This window comes from Pseudomonas sp. SZ57, from assembly GCF_009495975.1.
GTDB lineage: Bacteria > Pseudomonadota > Gammaproteobacteria > Pseudomonadales > Pseudomonadaceae > Aquipseudomonas > Aquipseudomonas syringae.
This window is the reverse complement of the sequence record NZ_WIBD01000003.1, coordinates 346,870-366,940: the sequence shown is the minus strand read 5'-3', so window position 1 is coordinate 366,940 and position 20,071 is coordinate 346,870. Positions and strand designations below refer to the sequence as shown.

At 59.4% G+C, this 20,071-nt stretch carries 21 protein-coding genes; 14 read left to right on the top strand and 7 right to left on the bottom strand.

The genetic code is table 11. The features are described 5' to 3' along the window. The first annotated feature begins 6 nt into the window (after positions 1-6). The 8 genes from GE543_RS05335 to GE543_RS05300 are packed head-to-tail and all read left to right on the top strand — an operon-like array spanning position 7 to position 7,052. Positions 7-1,116 carry an ABC transporter permease gene (locus GE543_RS05335; RefSeq protein ID WP_153220954.1) on the top strand — a complete coding sequence of 370 codons (1,110 nt, stop codon included), beginning with the start codon at positions 7-9 and terminating at the stop codon, positions 1,114-1,116. Next, positions 1,109-2,029: an ABC transporter permease gene (locus tag GE543_RS05330; RefSeq protein WP_024639183.1), complete on the top strand. Its 921-nt coding sequence runs from the start codon at positions 1,109-1,111 to the stop codon at positions 2,027-2,029. The genes GE543_RS05335 and GE543_RS05330 overlap by 8 nt, the downstream gene beginning before the upstream one ends. Before the next feature lie 25 nt (positions 2,030-2,054). Further along, positions 2,055-3,071, top strand: coding sequence for a formamidase (locus GE543_RS05325; protein ID WP_153220953.1), 1,017 nt, complete (start codon positions 2,055-2,057; stop codon positions 3,069-3,071). 4 nt (positions 3,072-3,075) lie between these two features. Then, on the top strand, positions 3,076-3,762 hold the full coding sequence (locus GE543_RS05320; protein WP_153220952.1) for a cysteine hydrolase family protein: 687 nt from the start codon (positions 3,076-3,078) through the stop codon (positions 3,760-3,762). Continuing rightward, positions 3,759-5,300: an ABC transporter ATP-binding protein gene (locus GE543_RS05315; RefSeq protein WP_178118545.1), complete on the top strand. Its 1,542-nt coding sequence runs from the start codon at positions 3,759-3,761 to the stop codon at positions 5,298-5,300. Before GE543_RS05320 ends, GE543_RS05315 begins: the two co-directional genes overlap by 4 nt. After that, complete coding sequence (locus GE543_RS05310; protein WP_153220950.1) at positions 5,297-5,974, top strand: cysteine hydrolase family protein; 678 nt, start codon at positions 5,297-5,299, stop codon at positions 5,972-5,974. Before GE543_RS05315 ends, GE543_RS05310 begins: the two co-directional genes overlap by 4 nt. Next, on the top strand, positions 5,974-6,369 hold the full coding sequence (hpxZ, locus tag GE543_RS05305; RefSeq protein WP_003314099.1) for an oxalurate catabolism protein HpxZ: 396 nt from the start codon (positions 5,974-5,976) through the stop codon (positions 6,367-6,369). Before GE543_RS05310 ends, hpxZ begins: the two co-directional genes overlap by 1 nt. After that, a complete protein-coding gene (locus tag GE543_RS05300) occupies positions 6,366-7,052 on the top strand; it encodes a GntR family transcriptional regulator (RefSeq protein WP_153220949.1) in 687 nt (228 codons plus the stop codon). The genes hpxZ and GE543_RS05300 overlap by 4 nt, the downstream gene beginning before the upstream one ends. A gap of 57 nt (positions 7,053-7,109) precedes the next feature. Here the strand turns inward: GE543_RS05300 and GE543_RS05295 are convergent, their stop codons facing one another. Both GE543_RS05295 and GE543_RS27335 read right to left on the bottom strand, forming a co-directional pair. Continuing rightward, positions 7,110-7,856: a zeta toxin family protein gene (locus GE543_RS05295; RefSeq protein WP_249724784.1), complete on the bottom strand. Its 747-nt coding sequence runs from the start codon at positions 7,854-7,856 to the stop codon at positions 7,110-7,112. Continuing rightward, complete coding sequence (locus GE543_RS27335; RefSeq protein WP_003341904.1) at positions 7,843-8,112, bottom strand: hypothetical protein; 270 nt, start codon at positions 8,110-8,112, stop codon at positions 7,843-7,845. Before GE543_RS27335 ends, GE543_RS05295 begins: the two co-directional genes overlap by 14 nt. A gap of 552 nt (positions 8,113-8,664) precedes the next feature. On the opposite strand from GE543_RS27335, the gene GE543_RS05290 reads away from it, so the two are divergent. The 3 genes from GE543_RS05290 (at position 8,665) to GE543_RS05280 (ending at position 13,724) form a co-directional block, all read left to right on the top strand. After that, on the top strand, positions 8,665-10,908 hold the full coding sequence (locus GE543_RS05290) for a bifunctional diguanylate cyclase/phosphodiesterase (protein ID WP_103689216.1): 2,244 nt from the start codon (positions 8,665-8,667) through the stop codon (positions 10,906-10,908). A 318-nt stretch (positions 10,909-11,226) separates the two neighbouring features. Further along, entirely contained in the window at positions 11,227-12,483 is a 1,257-nt protein-coding gene (locus GE543_RS05285; RefSeq protein WP_153220948.1) for a sensor domain-containing diguanylate cyclase, read from the top strand. Positions 12,484-12,761: 278 nt separating this feature from the next. Next, positions 12,762-13,724 carry a DUF6508 domain-containing protein gene (locus GE543_RS05280; RefSeq protein WP_153220947.1) on the top strand — a complete coding sequence of 321 codons (963 nt, stop codon included), beginning with the start codon at positions 12,762-12,764 and terminating at the stop codon, positions 13,722-13,724. 55 nt (positions 13,725-13,779) lie between these two features. Here GE543_RS05280 and GE543_RS05275 read toward each other — a convergent pair whose 3' ends face one another. Then, positions 13,780-14,217, bottom strand: coding sequence for a GNAT family N-acetyltransferase (locus tag GE543_RS05275; RefSeq protein WP_153220946.1), 438 nt, complete (start codon positions 14,215-14,217; stop codon positions 13,780-13,782). Positions 14,218-14,369: 152 nt separating this feature from the next. Here GE543_RS05275 and GE543_RS05270 point away from each other — a divergent pair, with 152 nt between their 5' ends. Further along, positions 14,370-14,579 (top strand): DUF2945 domain-containing protein, encoded by a 210-nt coding sequence (locus GE543_RS05270; RefSeq protein ID WP_003320186.1) that lies wholly within the window; start codon positions 14,370-14,372, stop codon positions 14,577-14,579. A 109-nt stretch (positions 14,580-14,688) separates the two neighbouring features. On the opposite strand, the gene sodC is transcribed toward GE543_RS05270, so the two are convergent. The 3 genes from sodC to GE543_RS05255 form a co-directional block, all read right to left on the bottom strand. After that, the gene (sodC, locus tag GE543_RS05265) at positions 14,689-15,207 is read right to left on the bottom strand and encodes a superoxide dismutase family protein (protein ID WP_153220945.1); all 519 of its coding nucleotides are present in this window, start codon (positions 15,205-15,207) and stop codon (positions 14,689-14,691) included. 244 nt (positions 15,208-15,451) lie between these two features. After that, a complete protein-coding gene (locus GE543_RS05260) occupies positions 15,452-16,462 on the bottom strand; it encodes an NAD(P)-dependent alcohol dehydrogenase (protein ID WP_003365244.1) in 1,011 nt (336 codons plus the stop codon). Positions 16,463-16,525: 63 nt separating this feature from the next. Then, complete coding sequence (locus GE543_RS05255; protein WP_017277782.1) at positions 16,526-16,834, bottom strand: helix-turn-helix transcriptional regulator; 309 nt, start codon at positions 16,832-16,834, stop codon at positions 16,526-16,528. Between the two features lie 146 nt (positions 16,835-16,980). On the opposite strand from GE543_RS05255, the gene GE543_RS05250 reads away from it, so the two are divergent. After that, positions 16,981-17,769 carry a transporter substrate-binding domain-containing protein gene (locus GE543_RS05250; RefSeq protein WP_153220944.1) on the top strand — a complete coding sequence of 263 codons (789 nt, stop codon included), beginning with the start codon at positions 16,981-16,983 and terminating at the stop codon, positions 17,767-17,769. Between the two features lie 117 nt (positions 17,770-17,886). After that, the gene (locus GE543_RS05245) at positions 17,887-18,885 is read left to right on the top strand and encodes a hypothetical protein (protein ID WP_046235007.1); all 999 of its coding nucleotides are present in this window, start codon (positions 17,887-17,889) and stop codon (positions 18,883-18,885) included. Between the two features lie 56 nt (positions 18,886-18,941). Here GE543_RS05245 and GE543_RS05240 read toward each other — a convergent pair whose 3' ends face one another. Next, positions 18,942-19,961: a branched-chain amino acid aminotransferase gene (locus tag GE543_RS05240; RefSeq protein WP_003314085.1), complete on the bottom strand. Its 1,020-nt coding sequence runs from the start codon at positions 19,959-19,961 to the stop codon at positions 18,942-18,944. Between the last annotated feature and the right edge of the window lie 110 nt (positions 19,962-20,071).

The window sequence follows — 20,071 nt, the reverse complement described above, 5'->3', positions numbered from 1 at the left end:
ACGTTCATGAGTTCATCGACAAGTCTGCGCCGCCTGGCCAGCGCGTTGTTGCCGGGGCTGCCTACGGTGCTGGCGATGTTTTCCTCGTGCGTGCTGTTCGGGCTGTTTCTGGCGGTTCAGGGCAAGCCAGCCTGGCAGGCGCTGCAGCTGGTCGGCGAAGGCGCGTTCGGCTCGTGGTTCGCGCTGGAAAACACCTTGCAACGCGCCGCGCCGCTGATGCTGACCGCGCTGTGCGTCGCCCTGCCCGCAAGGGCCGGGCTGATCATCATCGGCGGTGAAGGCGCGCTGGTACTGGGCGGGCTGGCTGCCGCAGTGACACCCTTGTGGCTCAGCCATCTGCCAGCCGCTTTGATGCTTGCCTGCATGGCGGTCGCGGCAATGACCGTGGGCGCCCTGTGGATCGGTATGAATGGCTGGATGCGCCAGCGTCGCGGGGTCAATGAAACGATCAGCAGCCTGCTGCTTTCGTACATCGCCCTGGCGCTGTTCCGGCAGTTGGTGGAAGGCTCCCTGCGCGACCCGGCAAGCCTGAACAAGCCTTCGACGCCGCCGCTGGACGATGCCTATATGATCGGCACGATCAGCGACAGTTTCGAGGTGCACTGGGGCCTGGTGGCGGGCGTCGTCGCCTGCCTGCTGGCGTATGTGCTGGTGCGCCACAGCGTCAAGGGTTTTGCCCTCGCCGTGGTCGGCGGCAACGTGCGTACTGCGCTGATGATCGGCTTGCCCGTGGACCGGCTGATCATGCTCAGTTGCCTGTTGGGCGGTGCGGCGGCGGGTCTGGCCGGCATGTTCGAGGTCACCGCAGTGCAAGGCAGCGCCAACGCGGCGCTGATCGCAGGCTATGGCACCAGCGGCATCCTCGTGGCCTTCGCCGCTCGCCATCATCCGCTGGCCATTATCGTCTGCGCCATCCTGCTTGGCGGGCTGGAAGCCAGTGGCGGGCTGCTGCAACGACGGCTCGGTCTACCGGACGCCACCACGCTGATTCTTGAAGGTCTGCTGTTCACCAATCTGCTGCTCTGGGAAGCCCTGGGTGGGCGTATCGCTGCCTGGAAGATCAGGCTGACGGCGGCGCCTGCACCGCTCGACAAGGGAGCACTGCAACATGGCTGATATCGACCTGACTACCTTTCTGCTCGCTCTGCTGGCCGGTGCCATCCGCGTCGGCACACCTTTTCTGTTCGTCAGCCTGGGCGAATGCCTCACCGAAAAGAGCGGCCGGATCAACCTGGGGCTGGAGGGCATTCTGGTGGCGGGCGCCATGTCCGGATACGCCGTCGCATGCCTGAGCGGCTCGGCGTGGCTGGGCGTCGGTGCGGCTGCCGGGGTCGGCGTTCTGCTGGGCCTGCTGCATGGGCTGGCGTGCTCGTTGCCACGGGTCAACGATATCGCGTTCGGCATCGCACTGATCCTGCTCGGCACCGGCCTGGCGTTCTTTCTCGGCAAAGCCTTTATCCAACCACAGGCGCCCATGCTGCCTTCACTGGCGCTGGGCGCCTGGAGCAGCGAAGAACGGGTGCGCTCGGCATTGAACATCAATGTGCTGTTCTTCGTCGGTGCAGCACTGGCGTTCGTTCTGCACTGGGGGCTGCGCACCACGCGCTGGGGGCTGATGCTGCGTCTGGTCGGCGACCATGCCGAAACCGCTCAGGCGCTGGGCTATCGACCGCTCAAGGTACGCATTGTGGCCACTGCGGTCGGCGGCGGGCTGGCCGGTATCGGCGGCGCCTACCTGTCGCTCTACTACCCCGGCAGCTGGAACGAAGGGCTGTCCAGCGGTCAGGGGCTGATGGCCGTGGCGCTGGTGATCTTTGCCCGCTGGCGTCCGCTGGCATGTCTGTGGGCGTCGTTGCTGTTCGGCGCTGCCGGTGCCATCGGCCCGGCCCTGCAAGCGGTCGGGATCAGCACCGGCTACTACCTGTTTGCTGCAGCACCTTATGCGCTGACGCTGGTGGTGATGTACGCCACCTGTCGCCGTGGTCGCACGTTGAACGGCGCGCCGGGCGAACTCAGCCTGACGCGATGAACTGATCTTTTCGAGGAGGCATTGCATGGCCAGTGGTCTCGGTGGTTTGAACAAGTCGCCCAATGGCGTGGTGATCGGCCTGGCGCAACTGGCGCTGCCCGATCCGCATACGCGCGAGGCGTTGTGGGCGCAGACGCAGAAAGTGGTCGGCATGGTTGCCAAGGCACGACGCAGCAACCCGGGCATGGACCTGATCGTATTTCCCGAATACTCGCTGCACGGCCTGTCGATGAGCACGGCGCCGGAGATCATGTGCAGCCTCGACGGCCCGGAAGTCATCGCGCTGCGCGAGGCGTGCAAGGCGCACCGGATATGGGGCTGCTTCTCGATCATGGAAGCCAACCCGCACGGCAACCCGTTCAACAGTGGCCTGATCATCGATGACCTTGGAGAGATCCGCCTGTATTACCGCAAGCTGCACCCGTGGGTGCCGGTCGAGCCGTGGGCGCCGGGCGATCTGGGTATTCCGGTCTGCGACGGGCCGCGCGGCAGCAAGCTGGCGCTGATCATCTGCCACGACGGCATGTTCCCGGAAATGGCCCGCGAGTGCGCCTACAAGGGCGCCGACATCATGCTGCGCACCGCGGGTTACACCGCACCGATCCGCCACTCGTGGAAGATCACCAATCAGAGCAACGCCTTCACCAACCTGATGCAGACCGCAAGCGTCTGTATGTGCGGCTCCGACGGCACGTTCGACTCCATGGGCGAGGCGATGTTTGTCGACTTCGACGGTACGATCATGGCTGAAGGGGGTGGCCGGGCCGACGAAATCGTCTGCTGCGAACTACGCCCCGACCTGGTCCGCGAAGCCCGTGTGCACTGGGGCGTGGAGAACAACATCTATCAATTCGGGCATCGCGGCTATGTGGCGGTCAAGGGCGGCGCACGCGACTGTCCTTACACCTACATGCACGATCTGAGCGCAGGCCAGTACCGCCTGCCGTGGGAAGACGATGTCGTGCATACCGATGGCAGCTCGTGCGGTTTTGCAGCCCCCGAGCGCGACTTCAAACCCACCCCCAGCAGCTGGAAGGAGTAACGCCATGAGCGAACGTCATATTGCATCGGCGCCCTACCCCTGGCCCTGGAACGGGCAATTGCATGCGCACAACACGGCCTTGATCGTGATCGACATGCAGACCGACTTCTGCGGCGTCGGCGGCTACGTGGACAGCATGGGCTACGACCTGGCCCTGACCCGAGCGCCCATCGAGCCGATCAAGGCGCTGCTCGCCGCGATGCGCCTGCTGGGCTTCACCATCATCCACACCCGCGAAGGCCATCGCCCGGACCTCAGTGACTTGCCCGCCAACAAACGCTGGCGCTCGCAGCGCATCGGCGCGGGAATCGGCGACCCGGGTCCGTGCGGCAAGATTCTGGTACGGGGCGAGCCGGGCTGGGAAATCATCGACGAGCTGGCACCGCTGCCCGGCGAAATCGTGCTCGACAAGCCCGGCAAAGGCTCCTTCTGCGCCACCGATCTGGAACTGATTCTGCGCACTCGCGGCATCGACAATCTGATCCTGACCGGCATCACCACCGACGTCTGCGTGCACACCACCATGCGCGAAGCCAATGACCGTGGCTTCGAGTGCCTGCTGCTGGAAGATTGCTGCGGGGCGACCGATCCTGGCAACCATGCGGCGGCCCTGAGCATGGTCAAAATGCAGGGTGGCGTGTTCGGTGCGGTCGGCCATTCCTCGATGCTTCGCGACCTGTGGGGAGCATGAACATGCGCGCCCCGAGCCTTGAGACGATTGGTGCCAGCAAGCATTTCGGTGCGTTTCGCGCACTCGACGAGGTGTCCTTCAAGGTCCGCGCCGGCACCGTCCACGCCCTGCTCGGCGAGAACGGCGCCGGCAAGAGCACGCTGGTCAAAGGCATCATTGGCTACAGCCCGCTGCAGTCGGGCAGCATTCTGATCAACAACCGCGAACACGAGATTCGCACCCCGCGCGACTCTCATCAGTTGCAGATCGGCATGGTGTATCAGCACTTCACCGTCGCGCCGGGCCTGAGCGTGGCGGAAAACCTGGTGCTGTCGCGCGGCGATCTGCCGTGGCGTATCGACTGGGCCAGCGAGCACCAGCGCCTGGAAGCGTTCATGGCAAAAATGCCTTTTCGACTGGACATCCATCGGCCGGTCAGCAGCCTGGCGGCCGGCGAAAAGCAGAAACTGGAAATCCTCAAACAGCTGTATCTGGAGCGTCGACTGGTCATTCTCGACGAACCCACTTCGGTGCTCACGCCGCAGGAAGCCGACGAAGTGCTGGGGCTGATGCAGGCGATGGCGCATCGTGGCGAACTGACCGTCCTGATGATCACCCACAAGTTTCGCGAAGTCAGCACCTACGCCGATGACGTCACTGTGTTGCGCAAGGGTCGCTGGGTGGGCAGCGCGGCAGTGGCTGACACCACCACGCAACAGATGGCGGCGTGGATGATGGGCGAGGCACAGGTACGCGGGGTGAGCACCGAGCGCCCGGCGATGGCAGCCCGTCCGCCGCAGTTGCAGGTGGCAGGCCTGGATGTGCCTGGCGACAAAGGCACGCTGGCGGTGAAAAACCTGTCTCTGGCGGTTCATCCGGGTGAGATCGTCGGGGTTGCAGGCATCTCTGGCAACGGTCAGCGCGAACTGACCGAAGCGCTGCTCGGCCAGCGCGCCTTCAGCGCCGGGCAGATAGCAGTCGACGGTCAGCCTTACCACGCACGGCGTGAACAGATGCAGCGCCTGCGCGTGTTCAGCCTGCCTGAAGAACCCCTGCGCAACGCCTGCATCGGCACGTTCAGCGTGGCTGACAACCTGGCCCTGCGCAATTTCGACCAGCCGCCGCTCTGTCGCCAGGGCTGGCGCCTGGATCGTCGCGCAGCAGGAGTCCAGGCACGCAGCCTGATTGAGCAGTTCCAAGTGTCGCCCAACGATCCTGATCGGCCGATCGGCACCTTGTCCGGGGGTAACGTGCAGCGCGCTGTACTGGCCCGTGAACTGACCCACGACGTCGCAGTGCTGATCGTCGCCAACCCGGTATTCGGTCTGGACTTCGCCAGTGTCGCGCTCATTCACCAGCGCCTGATCGACGCTCGCAACAGCGGCACAGCGGTCCTGCTGCTCAGTGAAGACCTCGACGAACTGCTGAGCCTGGCAGACCGTATCGTGGTCATTCACGACGGCGAGCTGGTGTTTGAAACCAGCGCAGCGGACGCCGACCGTACCGAGCTGGGCCGACACATGGCCGGGGCCGAGCATCTCGCGGGGGAACCGGCATGAACAAGGTCAATGCGCGCCCTGACCGCTTCGCCTTCGACACGTCCCGTACCGCTGTGGTGATCATCGACATGCAGCGCGATTTCCTCGAACCCGGCGGCTTTGGTGCCGCACTGGGCAACGATGTCGCACCGTTGCAGGCCATCGTTCCGTCCGTGCAACGCCTGCTGACGCTGGCGCGCGGTGAAGGCATGACGGTGATCCACACCCGTGAATCGCACCGCCCGGACCTTGCCGATTGCCCGCAAGCCAAACGTGACCATGGCTCGCCGGGCCTGCGCATCGGCGATCCCGGTCCGATGGGGCGCATCCTGATTCGCGGCGAACCCGGCAATCAGATTATCGACACCCTGGCGCCGCGCGCTGGCGAGTGGGTCATCGACAAACCCGGCAAAGGCATGTTCTTCGCCACCGACCTGCAGCAGCGGCTGACCGACGCCGGGATCACCCATTTGATCTTTGCCGGCGTCACCACCGAAGTCTGCGTGCAGACCAGCATGCGCGAAGCCAATGACCGGGGTTATCGCTGCCTGCTGATCGAGGACGCGACCGAAAGCTACTTTCCCGCGTTCAAACAGGCCACGCTGGAGATGATCACCGCACAAGGCGGGATTGTCGGCCGGGTTGCCTCGTTGACGGACCTGGAGCAGGCGCTGCAGACAAGGAGCACACATTGATGGACATCAACCTCCCCCACGTGGTCGCTGAAGTGACCCACGCCTTTCACGACTACGAACGCGCCCTGCTGGCCAATGAGCTGAGCACGCTGGATGCGTATTTCTGGAATTCCGAACAGACCGTCCGCTACGGCGTCGCGGAGAACCTGCAGGGCGCCGACACGATTGCGCGCTATCGACGCCAGTGTCAGCCGGTCGGACCGGGCCGCACGCTGCTGCGCACTGTGGTGAGCACCTTCGGTGAAGACTTCGCCACGGTCAGTACCGAGTTTCATGATGGCGTCACCCAGCGCCTTGGCCGGCAGATGCAGACCTGGGCGCGACTGGAGGGCGGCTGGAAAGTCGTTGCCGCACATGTCAGCATTGACCTGAGCAGCCTGGAGCCACGCCCTTGAATTCCCCGAACACCACCAACGCGCTGGCTGAAGACGTCTATCGGCGGCTCAAGCAGGAGATTTTCGACTTCTACCTGCTGCCCTACGACCGCTTCACCGAAACCCAACTGGCCGACCGTTATCAGGTCTCGCGAACACCAGTGCGTGACGCGCTCTACCGCCTGCAGCGCGAAGGCTATCTGGATGTCGAGTTCCGGCGTGGCTGGTCAGTCAGGCCTCTGGACTTCAACCAGATCGACCAGCTATACGATCTGCGCATCGTCCTGGAGTGCGCAGCGGTCGAGCGCATCTGTGCATCGGCCGAAGTGCATCCGGAACTCACTGTTCTGCGCCAACACTGGTTGATCGATCGCGATAGCTGGCAGATAGACATGCAAGTAGTCGCCGACCTCGATGAACAGTTCCATACCCAACTGGTAGCCGCTTCAGGCAACCTGGAAATGGCCCGTATCCACCAGGAAGTGACCGAGCGCATCCGGATCGTGCGCCGTCTGGACTTCTTCAAAAGCGCACGTATCGAACATACCTACCTCGAACACGCCGCGATCCTCAATGCCCTTCAGGCGCGCAAACGTGACGAAGCATTATTGCTGCTGCGCTCCCATGTAGAGATCAGCAAACTGGAAGTACGCAAACTGACGATCTCCATGCTCAGTGATGCGCGGCGGCGGTATGAGGCGTGAGCGTATGTGCGCTTTGCGATCTGTAGCCAAGCGCTCGTACTCAGATAAAAAGCACTTCTAAGGTTGCGGATCGATAAGCCGTTCAAGCTCTTCAATAGAGACTTTGCACCACTCCGGGACTTCGTCAACTTTGTATTCGACAATCGAAGCGTCTGTGATTTCTGCTTCGAGCTCTGCAGTATCTCCGGAGTTATCAAACAAGTATGCTCGGCTCGTCGCCTGGATGGCCTCCGGCAGTAACGCCAGGCATCTGTGATAACGAGTATGCACTTTCTCCGGTGTGACATTATGCCCGCCCTCGCCAACACGAATCGCGATCCGGTTGATATTGATACTCGGGTTTTCGGTAGCGACAAAATATAAATAGGTCCGGTATCCCATTGCCTTGGCTTTTTTGATGAACTCCACTTTGGAACGATCTGACATGACCGTCTCAAACGTGAAGCTGGCGGACTGATCAAGCAATTGATGCCTGATGAAGTCAGCAACCACCGAGGCGTGGTAGGACGTGAAGGTAATGCCTTCAATCAATAGCGAATGGGCGGTGAGGACGAAATGCTCAGCCTGGCAAGCCAACTGCTCTCTTTCAATGAGGGGGTGGGACGAAAAAAACGTCCGGAAAGCCTGCTGGTCAGCGTCAATCGAAAAGGAAGAAAGATCCAGAAACCCGTTGTCACCCACCTCACGCTCAAGGTCGTCAGCATTGACGTAGATGTAAATCAGGTCAGGATGAAGTATGCGTTTGATGGTGCTTTTGCCTGAACCGTTGGGGCCGGCAAAGACACGTAGCCTAGGTACGGGCACTGGTAGTGGACCCTGGGCCGATCCTGAAAGAGCCGGTCGTTACCTTGCGTCTCGGCTTCGAGGCACACACGACTTTCTCCGTGCCGTCCGCACATTCGGCGACGATAAATCCTCCTTTGGACAACAACACTGTCTGCCCGGACGATTTTGCCTTCTCATAAGCCATTCTGGTTGCGATGGACGCTTTAGCCGGGATCTGGGCTTCCAGCTCCTGAATAGCTTCTTCAGACAGTATGTTTTCTGGAGATCTGGGCATGAATCCTCCTTATCGGCATATTCAATATGAACCTCAACGACCAGATCATAGCCCTAAAAAGGTTTTCTCGACACCTGCCGATGCGCGTCTGTGTTACCAGTCGTGAGGACCATGAATCTGACAGACCATCGCATGGGTGGACTTGCACGTACGTATAAAAACCGTAAACCAGAACACACTGAAACAAGGCGTATAGATCAGTCTATCCAGGCATCTACCGTCCCATGCAACCTTTTCAAACCAGCCCTGTCCTAGCCATTAGTACGTAATAGCACTTAACCATCATCTCGTATTAGCTGTATTAACACATAAACCCCTACTGCAGATTCGCCGGTGAATGACAGCCTGGCTTGTTAGGCAATGGGTCAGTCGTCGCCTCGACCAAACGTCGTGAGCAACTTCAAGTCTGTACGTAGTCGCAGCTGAAAACTGCTCAATCAACCAGGCCATGTCTCCGCGCAGCTGGAAGAGGTCCACAGGACGGATCCACCGCTTATGCGCTGCCAAACATGATCCGGGCCACACATGCGCGCCACTCAGGAATAGTGATCGATGAACCCACAGGGCTATGAGCACGACCACGTCATACCGACGAATATTGAAGATGTTGCCAAGGTATTGCAGGCCGCTGCTCACTCCGCCTCGTGCACCGCCGGTTTACTGATGGTATCCAGCGCTACAGGCTGGGAGCAGTTGGTCACCTTTGGTCCAAGCCTGCCCCAAGCGGGTGAGGCATGGTTGAGGATGATCTCGTCGTATGGCGACGTGGTGCTGGTCGGTCAGGACAGTCCGGTGAATGTGATGGAAACCAACACGGGGGCGACGCTGATCTACGTCGCTATCCGTGGCTTCAGGCATGAGTTGCTCGGCGCAATGCTGTTGAGCAACAGCGATGACGCAACGGTGCTGAGCGCAGCGCAACGCTACGCGCTGCAGGCCCAGGCGGTTCATATTCGCACTTACCTGCAACCGGGGCGTGACCCCGAGGCCAACAACCCGCTGGTGACTTCGTTCGAACGCCTGCGCTTGCTTGAGTCGGTGGTCATCAACGCCAATGACGCGATTCTTATCACCGAAGCGGAACCCATCGATCTGCCCGGCCCGCGTATCGTCTATTGCAACCCTGCGTTCCTGGCGATCACCGGCTTCACTGAAGAGGAAGTCATAGGCCGCACGCCCCGGATCCTGCAGTGTGAGGACACCAGTCGGGCAACCCTGGACGTTATTCGCGAGGCGCTCAGTCACTGGCGACCGGTCGAGGTCGAACTGCTCAACACCCGCAAGGATGGCAGCCAGTTCTGGGTCGAGCTGAGCATTGTGCCGGTGGCCAACGAAAAAGGCTGGTTCACCCACTGGGTGTCCGTGCAGCGCGATATCACCGAGCGCAAGGAGTCTCAGCAACTGGCTCAGCGAGCTCGGCTGGAGTGGGAGGAAAAGCTTGCGCTACAGAGCCGGCTGGAGGAACGCGAACGCATTTCCGAAGAGCTGACCTATATCGCTTTCCACGATGAGCTGACCTCGCTGTTCAACCGCGCTTACCTGATGAACGAGTTGACCACGACATTTGCAACCCGTGATTCTCGTTACGAACGGGCAACGGTACTGTTTCTGGACCTGGACGGCTTCAAGGTGGTCAACGACAGCATGGGGCACCTGGCCGGTGACAAGTTGCTCAAGGCAGTCGCGAACCGATTGCAGACCTGCGTTCGCTCGAATGACGTGTTGGCACGAATCGGCGGCGACGAATTTGCGATCCTGCTGATGGGCAAGGATCAGCCTGAGACTGCCGTAAAAATGGCTGAACGTATCGTCAGTCAATTGCACACGGCAATACAGATCGAAGGCCAGGACATTTTCATCTCGTGCAGCATCGGCATTGTCACCGCAGGTGAAAGCCATACCAAGCCCGAAGAGTTGCTGCGTGATGCCGATGTGGCCATGTACTCCGCGAAAAAACAGGGCAGAGGGCGCTGGAGCATCTTCAACACCTCGATGCGCGAGGCGGCGATCGATACGCTGGTGATTCAGAACGCGCTGCGCCAGGCACTGGAAGACAAGGACTTCCTGGTCTTTTATCAGCCGATTTACAGCGGTAACTGTGAACACCTGGTCGGGGTCGAGGCGCTGGTCAGATGGAACCATGCCACCATGGGCATCATTTCCCCCGATGCGTTCATCCCGATTGCCGAAGACCTCGGGATCATTCATGAGCTGGGGGCCTGGGTCATGCATCAGGCGTGTAGCGAAGTGCAGGCCTGGCGCAAGGAGTTTTCTCACCTGGACCTGAGGCTCAACGTCAATGTGTCCGGGAAAGAGTTGAGCCACCCTGGATTCGTCGATCAGGTGACACGGATCATCGCCGCCACCGGCCTGCCTGCGGGCCAGCTTCAGATTGAGGTCACCGAATCGGTGTTTCTCTATCAGCCTGACGCGATCGCGGAGATTCTCCGACAGATCAGGCAGCTTGGCGTGCGAGTGGCGCTGGATGACTTCGGCACGGGTTACAGCTCGCTCGGCTACATCGACCGCTACCCGATCGATGCTGTGAAGATCGATCGGTCCTTCGTGTCCCGAATGATGACGTATGAGCGCAGCGAAGCCATTGTCAGCAGCATCCTGTCGCTGGGCCGAGCGCTGAATCTGGATATCACCGCGGAAGGCGTGGAGACAGCGGAACAATACAACCTGCTGCGCAAAATGGGCTGCCCTTACTTTCAGGGCTATCTGCTGAACAGGCCGATGCGCTCAGAGGCACTGCTGCATATCATCAAGTCCGCTGCCGAATGCACTGCCTGATTTACGCCGACGGTGATGGGCCGGAATGACTCCCGGCCATTGCGCAGCCTGAGCGTGAGCATGCTGTCTTGTAATGTGTCTCTACCTGTAAAATCTTGCCAATGATCTGGTAACTGATCCAGGAATTTCTGCGCAGCGTACTGAATACCGTCGTGATGGGCGTCATGCACCCGTTTATTCATGTGGGTATAGTGCCAGTGCAACCAGTGCTCAGTGCCTGCGGTCCAACTCACGGCATCCATTGTCCAACCGGCATTGCGTCACACATTATCTGATCAGAGCCGCGATCAATTAACGGATCACTCGACAGGAAATCAGATGACCTCATCCAGCCAGCGTCTTGCCTTGCTTGAAGCAGTTGTTGAACAGTCATTCAATGCCGTATTGATCACCGACGCCAATCTGGCCAATGGCGGTCCCTTCATCGTGTACGTCAATCCGGCCTTCTGCTCCATGACCGGCTACACGGCCGAGGCATTGATCGGTGCCTCGCCACGGATCCTGCAAGGCCCGGACACCGATCCTCAAGTGATCGAGCGGATGCGCGAATGCCTGAGCGAAAGTCTTTTTTTCGAAGGGTCGACAGTCAATTACCGCGCGGACGGAAGTCCTTACATCGTCGAATGGAAAATTTCTCCCGTGCGCGACGATGCAGGCACGGTGTGCAACTTTGTCTCCGTGCAGCAGAACATCAGCCCGCGCATCCGCGCCGAGCGTGAGCAACACCTGCTGGCGCAGGCACTGAACGCTGCGCTTGATCCGATTATCATCACCGACTGCAATTCCACCATCGTGTTTGCCAATGAGGCCTTTCAGCAGATCACTGGCTACAGCAGCAGCGAAATCCTCGGCGAAAACCCGCGGATGCTGAGCTCTGGAAAACACGATGAGGCGTTCTATGCGCAATTCAAGGAAGCGCTGAAGAGTGGCGCCCCGCTTCGCACGACCTTCATTAACAAGCGCAAGGATGGCTCGCTGTTCTATGCGGAACACAGCATTTCGCCGCTGTGTAACCTGGAGGGCGCAATCACCCACTATGTCAGCATCAGCCAGGATGTAACCACGCGCCTGGGCCGTGAACAAAAGTTGCTGGAGATTGCTCACAGCGATCCGCTGACCGGGCTGGATAACCGTCGTTCAGCCGAGCATACGCTTGAGCGACAGATACCTGCGGTGAGCATGTCGGGCAAGCCGTTCAGCCTGATCATCTGCGATATCGATCATTTCAAGGCGGTCAACGACCGGTATGGCCATCCTGCCGGCGACAGCGTAATCACCAGCGTTGCGGCCATCCTCAAACAGCGTATCCGCCTGCTGGACGTCGCCGCTCGATGGGGAGGAGAAGAGTTTCTGATCCTGGTGCCCGACAGCTCGTTGAAACAGGCGGCCGAACTCGCGGAGCGCATTCGCAAGAGCGTTGAAAGCCTGGTGATCCCGGAAACAGGGTCGGTGACCATTTCACTGGGCGTTGCAGAGCTCAGCACCGGAGAATCGGCTGCCAGCCTCATTCAGCGTGCAGACAAGGCGCTTTATCAGGCCAAGCGTCTGGGCCGCAACCGAGTGGAATGCGCTTAGATCAAGACTCGTTTGTCCTCGCCGTCTGCTTCGTTTGCCTGCGCGCTGGATTGAAAATGGCTAATCGAACCCGGGCCTGTCATTGCAACAGGCCAGGACGTCGTGTCAGAGCTTGGGCAGTTGTCCGATACGCCCCATCATCTCGGTGACGATCTGCAGTTCATGGACCGACGTAGCGCCAGCGGACGCGCTAAAGATGTTTTCCATGCCGAGATTTCCACCGGAATAATGATGCGAGAATCCCCTTTTAAATCGAGGCGATGCACTGGAGTGCCCATATGATCAAGCTGCTGATGCGCCTGAAAGCGCGCTTCGACCGAAAGCCCAAGGGGCAGCAGTCTGATCGGTTGCCGCCTGCGCAGCCTGCCGATCAGCAAGAATCCATGTCACGCGTGCAGGAAAATCTGGCTTGGCTGCCAGTCTATAAAGAGCCGGAGCCACTGCGTCTGCAGCCACCTGCCTGCCCCCCATTGAGGCAACAGGACGAACCGCTGCGAGCCCGCTACCACGCCTACGTTGCGCAAACGGAACAGGCTGATCCAGCCAGTCAGGACGAGTCATGCCGTGAAACAGGACGGCAGTTGGCCAGAGAGCTGCAGTCAGCGGCAATCGACATCGTTACGTCAAAAGCCGAAAGCTCGCCAGATGTTTATTGGCTGACTCAATCCGCTGCTATTGCTTCGCTGTTTGCCGACGGCGCGCAATCGGACGCGTTTCAACGCTATCAAGAATATGTGCAGCACTACAAAGACCAGCGACTGACGGCCGGGCAAGTATGGGCGTTTGATATTTATGTGGCCGAACATACGCCAAGACAGGTCAGGACATTTCTGCCACATCCCTCAAGCGAAACACGTTTGCCTGATGAACCCTCGCCGGGGGCCGACGATATTGACCAGTTACTCTCCTACCTGCCACTGCTGTACCCAGACGGCGTGGCGATCAAGACTTATATCATCAAGGAAAACACCTATTGGCCAGACTACTTTCCGGCAGTCGAAGCGTTTTATCGCGCGGTGGCCAAAGACTGCTGGTGTGACATTGATTACCTTAATCATGGCGCGGCGGACATGCTCAATGACGACATCTATATCGCCCAGGCAAACCTCGCTGATATGCAAACGCTGCTGACGTACTGCATCAGAGGCGAGCGTTTTTGCGATGGACACCATGGCGCGATGATTGAAAAAGGCTACGTGCTGAAGATCCTGCGCAGGCTGGCGGTGTTGCGCATGGAGTGAGGTTCGCGACAAGCAGGCGGTGTGCCGGGCGATGGCAGCGCCAATTGTACTTCTTTCACATGCGCTCCTGTGCACCGAACGACTTCAACAGCGTGTGCCGGCTCCAGGGGCCACAGTAGCGTGGAAGGCATGCGATCGGCACGTAACCGCAACGCGCGTACCAGCTGGCGATATCGTCATCCAGCGTTTCGATCAGCGCGTCAGTGCAGCCTCGCTCGATGGCCAATGCCTCAAGCCTGTGCAACGTCTGCGCCCCGAGCCCTTTTCCGCGCGACCCGGCATCGATCCAGAGATAACTCACAAACAGCCGCTGAAACTCGGTTCGGCCTGTGGCGCCGCCAATCAATAGATCGTTCTCCGTGATCATGCAGGCAATAGGATCAGCCATTCCCCCTTTCGCCTCGGACAATGCGCGACCGTGTTGCAAGACGCCGTCAGCAATAACCCGAGTTTGATCATCAGTAATCTGGGCGCCTGTAAGCCACTTCATCATGTCAGCACTTCCTTCTTAACGAACTGCGGATACATGAGCAAGATAAAGGCCAACCACACAATCAACCGAAGTGAATTCTTGCTGTGCCCAACACTCCGAACAGTAACGAGCGAATGCTGCAGATCAGTCGCTCCCCACTCGAGGACATCTGAATGACCACCGCATTCAAAGTTGGTGACGCCGTACACTGGAACTCCGAGGCAGGCCAGGTGCATGGCAAAGTCACCAAAGTACATGTGCAAGACGTGGAGTTCATGGGCAAACATCGGCCCGCTTCAAAGGACGATCCGCAGTACGAAGTGAAAAGCGACAAGACCGGTCATTCGGCGATGCATCATGGGGATGCGCTCAAGCACGCGTGATTGCTCTGCGCCGCGTCGTGGAGAGAACGGTATAGCGCCCTTCTCACTCACGCTAGAAAGCTGTAACCATTGGCGTGCCTGCACCCGAAACGGATGCAGGCACCCGGCATCAGATCACGCCGCAGGCAACACGATCACCGCCACCGCCCAGAGGTGCCGGTTGGTCGGAATGGTTGTCGCCGCCGGCGTGAACCATCAGCGCGTGGCCTTTGACTTCCGAGAGCTTCTTCAGGCGTGGGGCAAGCACCGGATAAGTCGCAGTGCCGTCAGCAGCCACGTATAGCGCAGGCAGATCGCCTAGATGGCCATCGGCGTAAGGCCCCAGATGCTTGCCGGTCTTGGCCGAGTCAAAGTGACCGCCAGCCGCGAGGGCTGCGACCTTCTTGCCGTCTTTGGTACCCGCTTCGCAACTGCCGTTTTCATGCACATGAAAACCGTGGATGCCCGCAGGCAGCTCTTTCAGATTCGGAGTGAACAGCAAGCCGTATTGCGTTTCGCTCACCGTAACGCTGCCGACAGGTTTGGGTGCGCCATCAGCGCTGACCAGATTGATCGGAACGTCCAGCGATGCAGCCTGAACACCGAAAGAGAAAACGCCAAGCAGACCTAGCAAAAGATGAGGTTTCATAATTTCAATGCGTCCCTGATCTGATAATCGAATTGAACGTGGCACCAGGCAGCGCGGAGGCTGCACAGCACGAACGTCTTTCATGCCACAGAGGATGTGACCACAGACCTGCGAACTTGATGCAAGGAAATGAACGGGGATCGCCGGGGAAAGTAATGCAAAACATCACGACTGGCCTGCCGACACCAGGGTCGGCAGGCCAGCGCCGTTCACCTGTGCTCAGTTAACAGCACAGTGTTGCGGATCAGATATCCAGGCAGATCTTGCCGAAATGCTGATTGGTTTCCTGATAACGGAACGCTTCGACGATGTCGGTCATTGGGAAGGAACGGTCCATGACCGGACGCATGCCGTTGGCATCAATGGCGCGGATCATGTCCTGTTGCTGGGTGCGACTGCCGACCAGCACGCCCTGCATGCGCAGTTGTTTGACCAGCGCCGGCACGAACTCCAGTTGACCGGCAACACCGCTCAGAATGCCGATGACCGAGATGTGGCCAGCGACCCGGGCCGCATTCATGGAATGCTGCAGGGTCGATGGACCGCCCACATCGATGATGTGATCCACACCGCGGCCGCCGGTCAGCTTGCGGGCAGTCTCGCCCCAGTTGCTGTCCTTGCGGTAGTTGATCAGGTGGTCGGCGCCCATGGCTTGCAGACGCTCCAGCTTTTCATCACTCGACGACGTGGCGATAACGGTCGCACCGACCATCTTGGCGAACTGCAACGCGAAAATCGATACACCGCCAGTGCCCTGTACCAGAACGGTATCGCCGGCTTTCAACGCGTCATCGACCATCAGCGCACGCCACGCGGTCAGGCCAGCGGTGGTCAGCGTGGACGCTTCGGCATGGCTGTAGCCCTTTGGCGCAAGGGTGAACGAGGTGGCACGGGCAGTGACCTGCTCGCGGGCATAACCGTCGACGCCATCACCCGGCACTGTGACAAAACCTTCAACCAGCGGCTCGCCACTGATCCATTCAGGGAAGAACGTGCTGACCACGGAGTCGCCAACTGCGAACTCGCTGACGCCCTCGCCTACTGCGGTGACGACGCCTGCACCATCGGCCATGGGAATGCGTTTTTCCGTCGGTGCCCACATGCCGGTGACGACCGCGAAGTCGTGATAGTTGAGCGAGTTGGCGTGCAGACGCACAGTGATCTCACCGGCTTTAGGTGCAAGCACTTCGCTTTCGCCAACGCTGACCTGATCGTAGCCGCCGCCAGCCTGTACGTAGATGGTTGTGTTGCTCATGATCAATCTCCTATCAATTCAACATTACGCAAAATGACGAAATGTATAAGTAGCGCTCAAAGCCTAGAGTTCTTTCTTGAGCCTGTCGGCAAACCGGTCGATGGCCTGCTCATCACGGCGAAAATAGGTCCACTTGCCAATCCTCGTTGCCTGAACCAGCCCGGCACGTTGCAGGATGGCCAGATGCGCAGACGCGGTAGAAGCCGACAGGTTGGCCTTGGCCTGAATGTGCGACACGCACACGCCTATCGCCGGATCACCGTGGTCCTGGGGAGGGAAATGGGCTTGCGGGTTTTTCAGCCACTCCATGATCAACATGCGAGTGTCATTGCCGACCGCTTTGATTTGCTCAAGAATCATGGGGCACAACATTACGCTTTTTTACGAAATGTTCAACCCCTGATTTACCCTCCCCCGGCCAACGGCATGTTTTGATTACAGCTTCACATCGACCTGACAAATGAAGCAATCTGTCGACTCCAATAAAACCGACTGCACCGCTGAGAGCATCCAGACTGATGATGAATCTTAAATACAGCGCCCTGACCGCCCTGCTGCTGGGTATCACAGGCATGGCTCAGGCTCAGGACTACACCTCGCATCTGGACAAGGTGCTGCAAGCTGGCCAGTTGGCTGTCTGCACCACTGGCGACTACAAGCCCTACACCCTGCTGCGCGAAGACGGTGAGTACGAAGGCATCGATATCACCATGGCCCGTTCACTGGCCAAGAGCCTGGGGGTGAATGTGCAGTGGGTGCCCACGACGTGGAAAAACCTGATGCCGGACATGGTGGCCGGTAAATGCGACATCGGTATGGGTGGCATCTCGGTGAGTCTGGAACGCCAGAAAAAAGCGTTTTTCAGCAACACGCTGGACATCGATGGCAAAATCCCGCTGGTCCGCTGCGCCGATCAGGCCCTGTATCAGACGGTCGAGCAAATCAACCAGCCCTCTGTGCGCCTGATTGAACCCGCCGGTGGCACCAATGAAGCCTTCGCTCGCGCTCATCTGCCAAAGGCGTCCCTGGCATTTCACGACAACAAGACCATCTTCCAGGAGCTGCTGGACAAGAAAGCTGACGTGATGATCACCGATGCTTCCGAAGCGCTCTACCAGCAGAAACGCATGCCCGGCCTGTGTGCGGTCAATCCGACCCGGTCCATGCAATACGGCGAAAAGGCCTACCTGTTGCCACGCGACGATGTCACCTGGAAAGGCTACGTGGACCAATGGCTGCACCTGAGCAAGGCCACCGGCGAGTATCAGCAGGCGCTGGGAGAATGGCTGGCAGTGCCCGCCAAGTGAGTGTGAAGCAGTTTTGCCGGGCACTGCCTTCGACGTCTTGCTGTGTAATGGTTGCAAGGCGTGTCCGGGTGAAATAGCGTGTTACGGCAACTCTCACTGGAAGGCAGCCAAACGAGCATGAAGCCCAGCAAACCCATCACCCGTGCGTACTGTGTGGAACTGCAGCAGGAGCTGTCGATCGCCGCTGCCCGACGCGAATACTTCTCTCAGGAGCCGCCACGCGCACGCTTCGAGTTTCTCTGCTCGACCGAGGCGTGCAGGGCAATGGGGGCGAAGGTTACCGGGGTTCGCTATGACGTGAAGCCACAGGACAACCCGACCTTCGTCGCCGCGCACTTTCGCGCCAACCCGCATTACGACCATCACTCGGGCTGCGAATGGGTGGATGAGCGCGCAGAAGCAGAGGAAGAACCGAACGATCCGGTCGAAGAAACCGATGTACAGACACGCCTGCGCAAGGCCAAACGCAAGCTGGACGATTACATCGATATCTTCGACCCGGTCATCAAAGCGCCGACCAAAGACGCGTCCGGCCCGGAAAGGCCCGATGCTGGCGCTCAGCGCCCTGCTGCAACGCTTCCGGTCACAGAACCTGCCAAGCCGCCGACTGCTCGCTACAGCGAAACACGCACCAATAACCTCGAGCGGCTGGTGGACAGCTATCGGCAGGCCAAGGCAGAGCTGTCACTGGAAGACTTCAAGCTGCTGAAGCTGAAAATTCCGGGCCAGGGAGAAGTGTCGCTGCGCTCGTATTTTCGCCATATCAAATACGCGCAATCAGGCGATAACGGCCGGGTGCTGTTCGGAGGCGGGCTGATCGAGCAGCGTTACGGGCTGGGCTTCAAGTTCAGGTTCTTCGACCGTCTGGACGGCAAACTGGTGACGCTCTACGTGTCGCCTGCGCAGATGCAGGCCTATCGCTCCAGCCGCTACATCAGTGAGCTGCTGAGCCATGCGGAGGACGTGAAGTTTTTCACGGTGTATGCGTTGGGAACGGTCACACAGAGCCCGTCAGGCAAAAGCTATGGCCTGGAGGTCGACGACTTGCGGCATCTGGCGATCGTGCTGGGGCCGGCGAAGGAGCCGCTTGAGGAAGGGAAAACACCTGAAGCCTGAGCATTGGGTCGAGGATCGTTCCAGCGTTCGACGCTGGAACGATCCGGGTCAGCTCATCAGACCTTGACGATCCAGCCGGCTGGCGCCTCGATGTCACCGGACTGAACGCCGGTCAGCTCCTTGTACAGACGCTGAGTCACAGGACCGACTTCGGTCTGGCTGTAGAACACGTGCAGGTTGTCCTTGTAGGAAATCCCACCGATCGGAGTAATGACCGCAGCCGTACCGCATGCGCCCGCTTCCTTGAACTCGCCGAGCTGGTCGATGAACACATCCCCCTCTTCGACCGTAAGGCCCAGGCGGGATTTCGCCAGTTCGATCAACGACAGGCGGGTGATCCCCGGCAGCACCGATGGTGACTTGGGCGTCAGGAACACATCGTCCTTGGTGATGGCAAAGAAGTTGGCCGAACCCACTTCCTCGATCTTGGAGTGGGTCTGCGGATCGAGATAGATGCAATCTGCAAAGCTGTGCTTCTTGGCTTCGGAACCGGGCATCAGGCTGGCAGCATAGTTACCGCCGACCTTGGCCGCGCCTGTCCCGTTGGGCGCAGCGCGGTCGTAGCCGGAGATGACGAAATTGTTCGGCTTCAGGCCACCTTTGAAATAGGCGCCCACCGGAATGCAGAAAATCGAGAAGATGAACTCAGGCGCGGTACGCACACCGATGTTGTCACCCACACCGATGACGAACGGGCGCAGGTACAGCGCACCGCCGGAACCGTAAGGCGGGATGAAGCGTTCGTTGGCCTTGACCACTTGCTTGCAGGCTTCAATGAACACATCGGTCGGGACATGGGGCATCAACAGGCGGGAGCAGCTGCGCTGCATGCGCTGGGCGTTCTGATCGGGACGGAACAGATTGATCGAGCCATCCTTGCAGCGGTAGGCCTTGAGCCCCTCGAAGCACTGCTGACCATAATGCAGCGCGGTCGACCCTTCGCTGATATGCAGCGTGTTGTCCTCGGTCAGTGAGCCCTGATCCCAGGCACCGTCGCGCCAATGAGAAAGGTAGCGCTTGTCGGTCTTGATGTAATCAAAACCCAGAGTGTCCCAGTTGATGCTTTCTTGACTCATAACGCCCTCTATCATTTTAGCGACTGCCTGGTCGAGTCAGGCCAATGCCTTATTCTGCCAGATCATTCGGGCCATGAGGCTCGAAATAAATGCAAACCGACATGGCATTT

Coding starts and splice junctions, on each gene's coding strand:
- GE543_RS05335 (WP_153220954.1), top strand. CDS start 7: ATGAGTTCATCGACAAGTCTGCGCCGCCTGGCCAGCGCGTTGTTGCCG.
- GE543_RS05330 (WP_024639183.1), top strand. CDS start 1,109: ATGGCTGATATCGACCTGACTACCTTTCTGCTCGCTCTGCTGGCCGGT.
- GE543_RS05325 (WP_153220953.1), top strand. CDS start 2,055: ATGGCCAGTGGTCTCGGTGGTTTGAACAAGTCGCCCAATGGCGTGGTG.
- GE543_RS05320 (WP_153220952.1), top strand. CDS start 3,076: ATGAGCGAACGTCATATTGCATCGGCGCCCTACCCCTGGCCCTGGAAC.
- GE543_RS05315 (WP_178118545.1), top strand. CDS start 3,759: ATGAACATGCGCGCCCCGAGCCTTGAGACGATTGGTGCCAGCAAGCAT.
- GE543_RS05310 (WP_153220950.1), top strand. CDS start 5,297: ATGAACAAGGTCAATGCGCGCCCTGACCGCTTCGCCTTCGACACGTCC.
- hpxZ (WP_003314099.1), top strand. CDS start 5,974: ATGGACATCAACCTCCCCCACGTGGTCGCTGAAGTGACCCACGCCTTT.
- GE543_RS27335 (WP_003341904.1), bottom strand. CDS start 8,112: ATGCCCAGATCTCCAGAAAACATACTGTCTGAAGAAGCTATTCAGGAG.
- GE543_RS05290 (WP_103689216.1), top strand. CDS start 8,665: ATGAACCCACAGGGCTATGAGCACGACCACGTCATACCGACGAATATT.
- GE543_RS05285 (WP_153220948.1), top strand. CDS start 11,227: ATGACCTCATCCAGCCAGCGTCTTGCCTTGCTTGAAGCAGTTGTTGAA.
- GE543_RS05280 (WP_153220947.1), top strand. CDS start 12,762: ATGATCAAGCTGCTGATGCGCCTGAAAGCGCGCTTCGACCGAAAGCCC.
- GE543_RS05275 (WP_153220946.1), bottom strand. CDS start 14,217: ATGATGAAGTGGCTTACAGGCGCCCAGATTACTGATGATCAAACTCGG.
- GE543_RS05270 (WP_003320186.1), top strand. CDS start 14,370: ATGACCACCGCATTCAAAGTTGGTGACGCCGTACACTGGAACTCCGAG.
- sodC (WP_153220945.1), bottom strand. CDS start 15,207: ATGAAACCTCATCTTTTGCTAGGTCTGCTTGGCGTTTTCTCTTTCGGT.
- GE543_RS05260 (WP_003365244.1), bottom strand. CDS start 16,462: ATGAGCAACACAACCATCTACGTACAGGCTGGCGGCGGCTACGATCAG.
- GE543_RS05255 (WP_017277782.1), bottom strand. CDS start 16,834: ATGTTGTGCCCCATGATTCTTGAGCAAATCAAAGCGGTCGGCAATGAC.
- GE543_RS05250 (WP_153220944.1), top strand. CDS start 16,981: ATGATGAATCTTAAATACAGCGCCCTGACCGCCCTGCTGCTGGGTATC.
- GE543_RS05245 (WP_046235007.1), top strand. CDS start 17,887: ATGAAGCCCAGCAAACCCATCACCCGTGCGTACTGTGTGGAACTGCAG.
- GE543_RS05240 (WP_003314085.1), bottom strand. CDS start 19,961: ATGAGTCAAGAAAGCATCAACTGGGACACTCTGGGTTTTGATTACATC.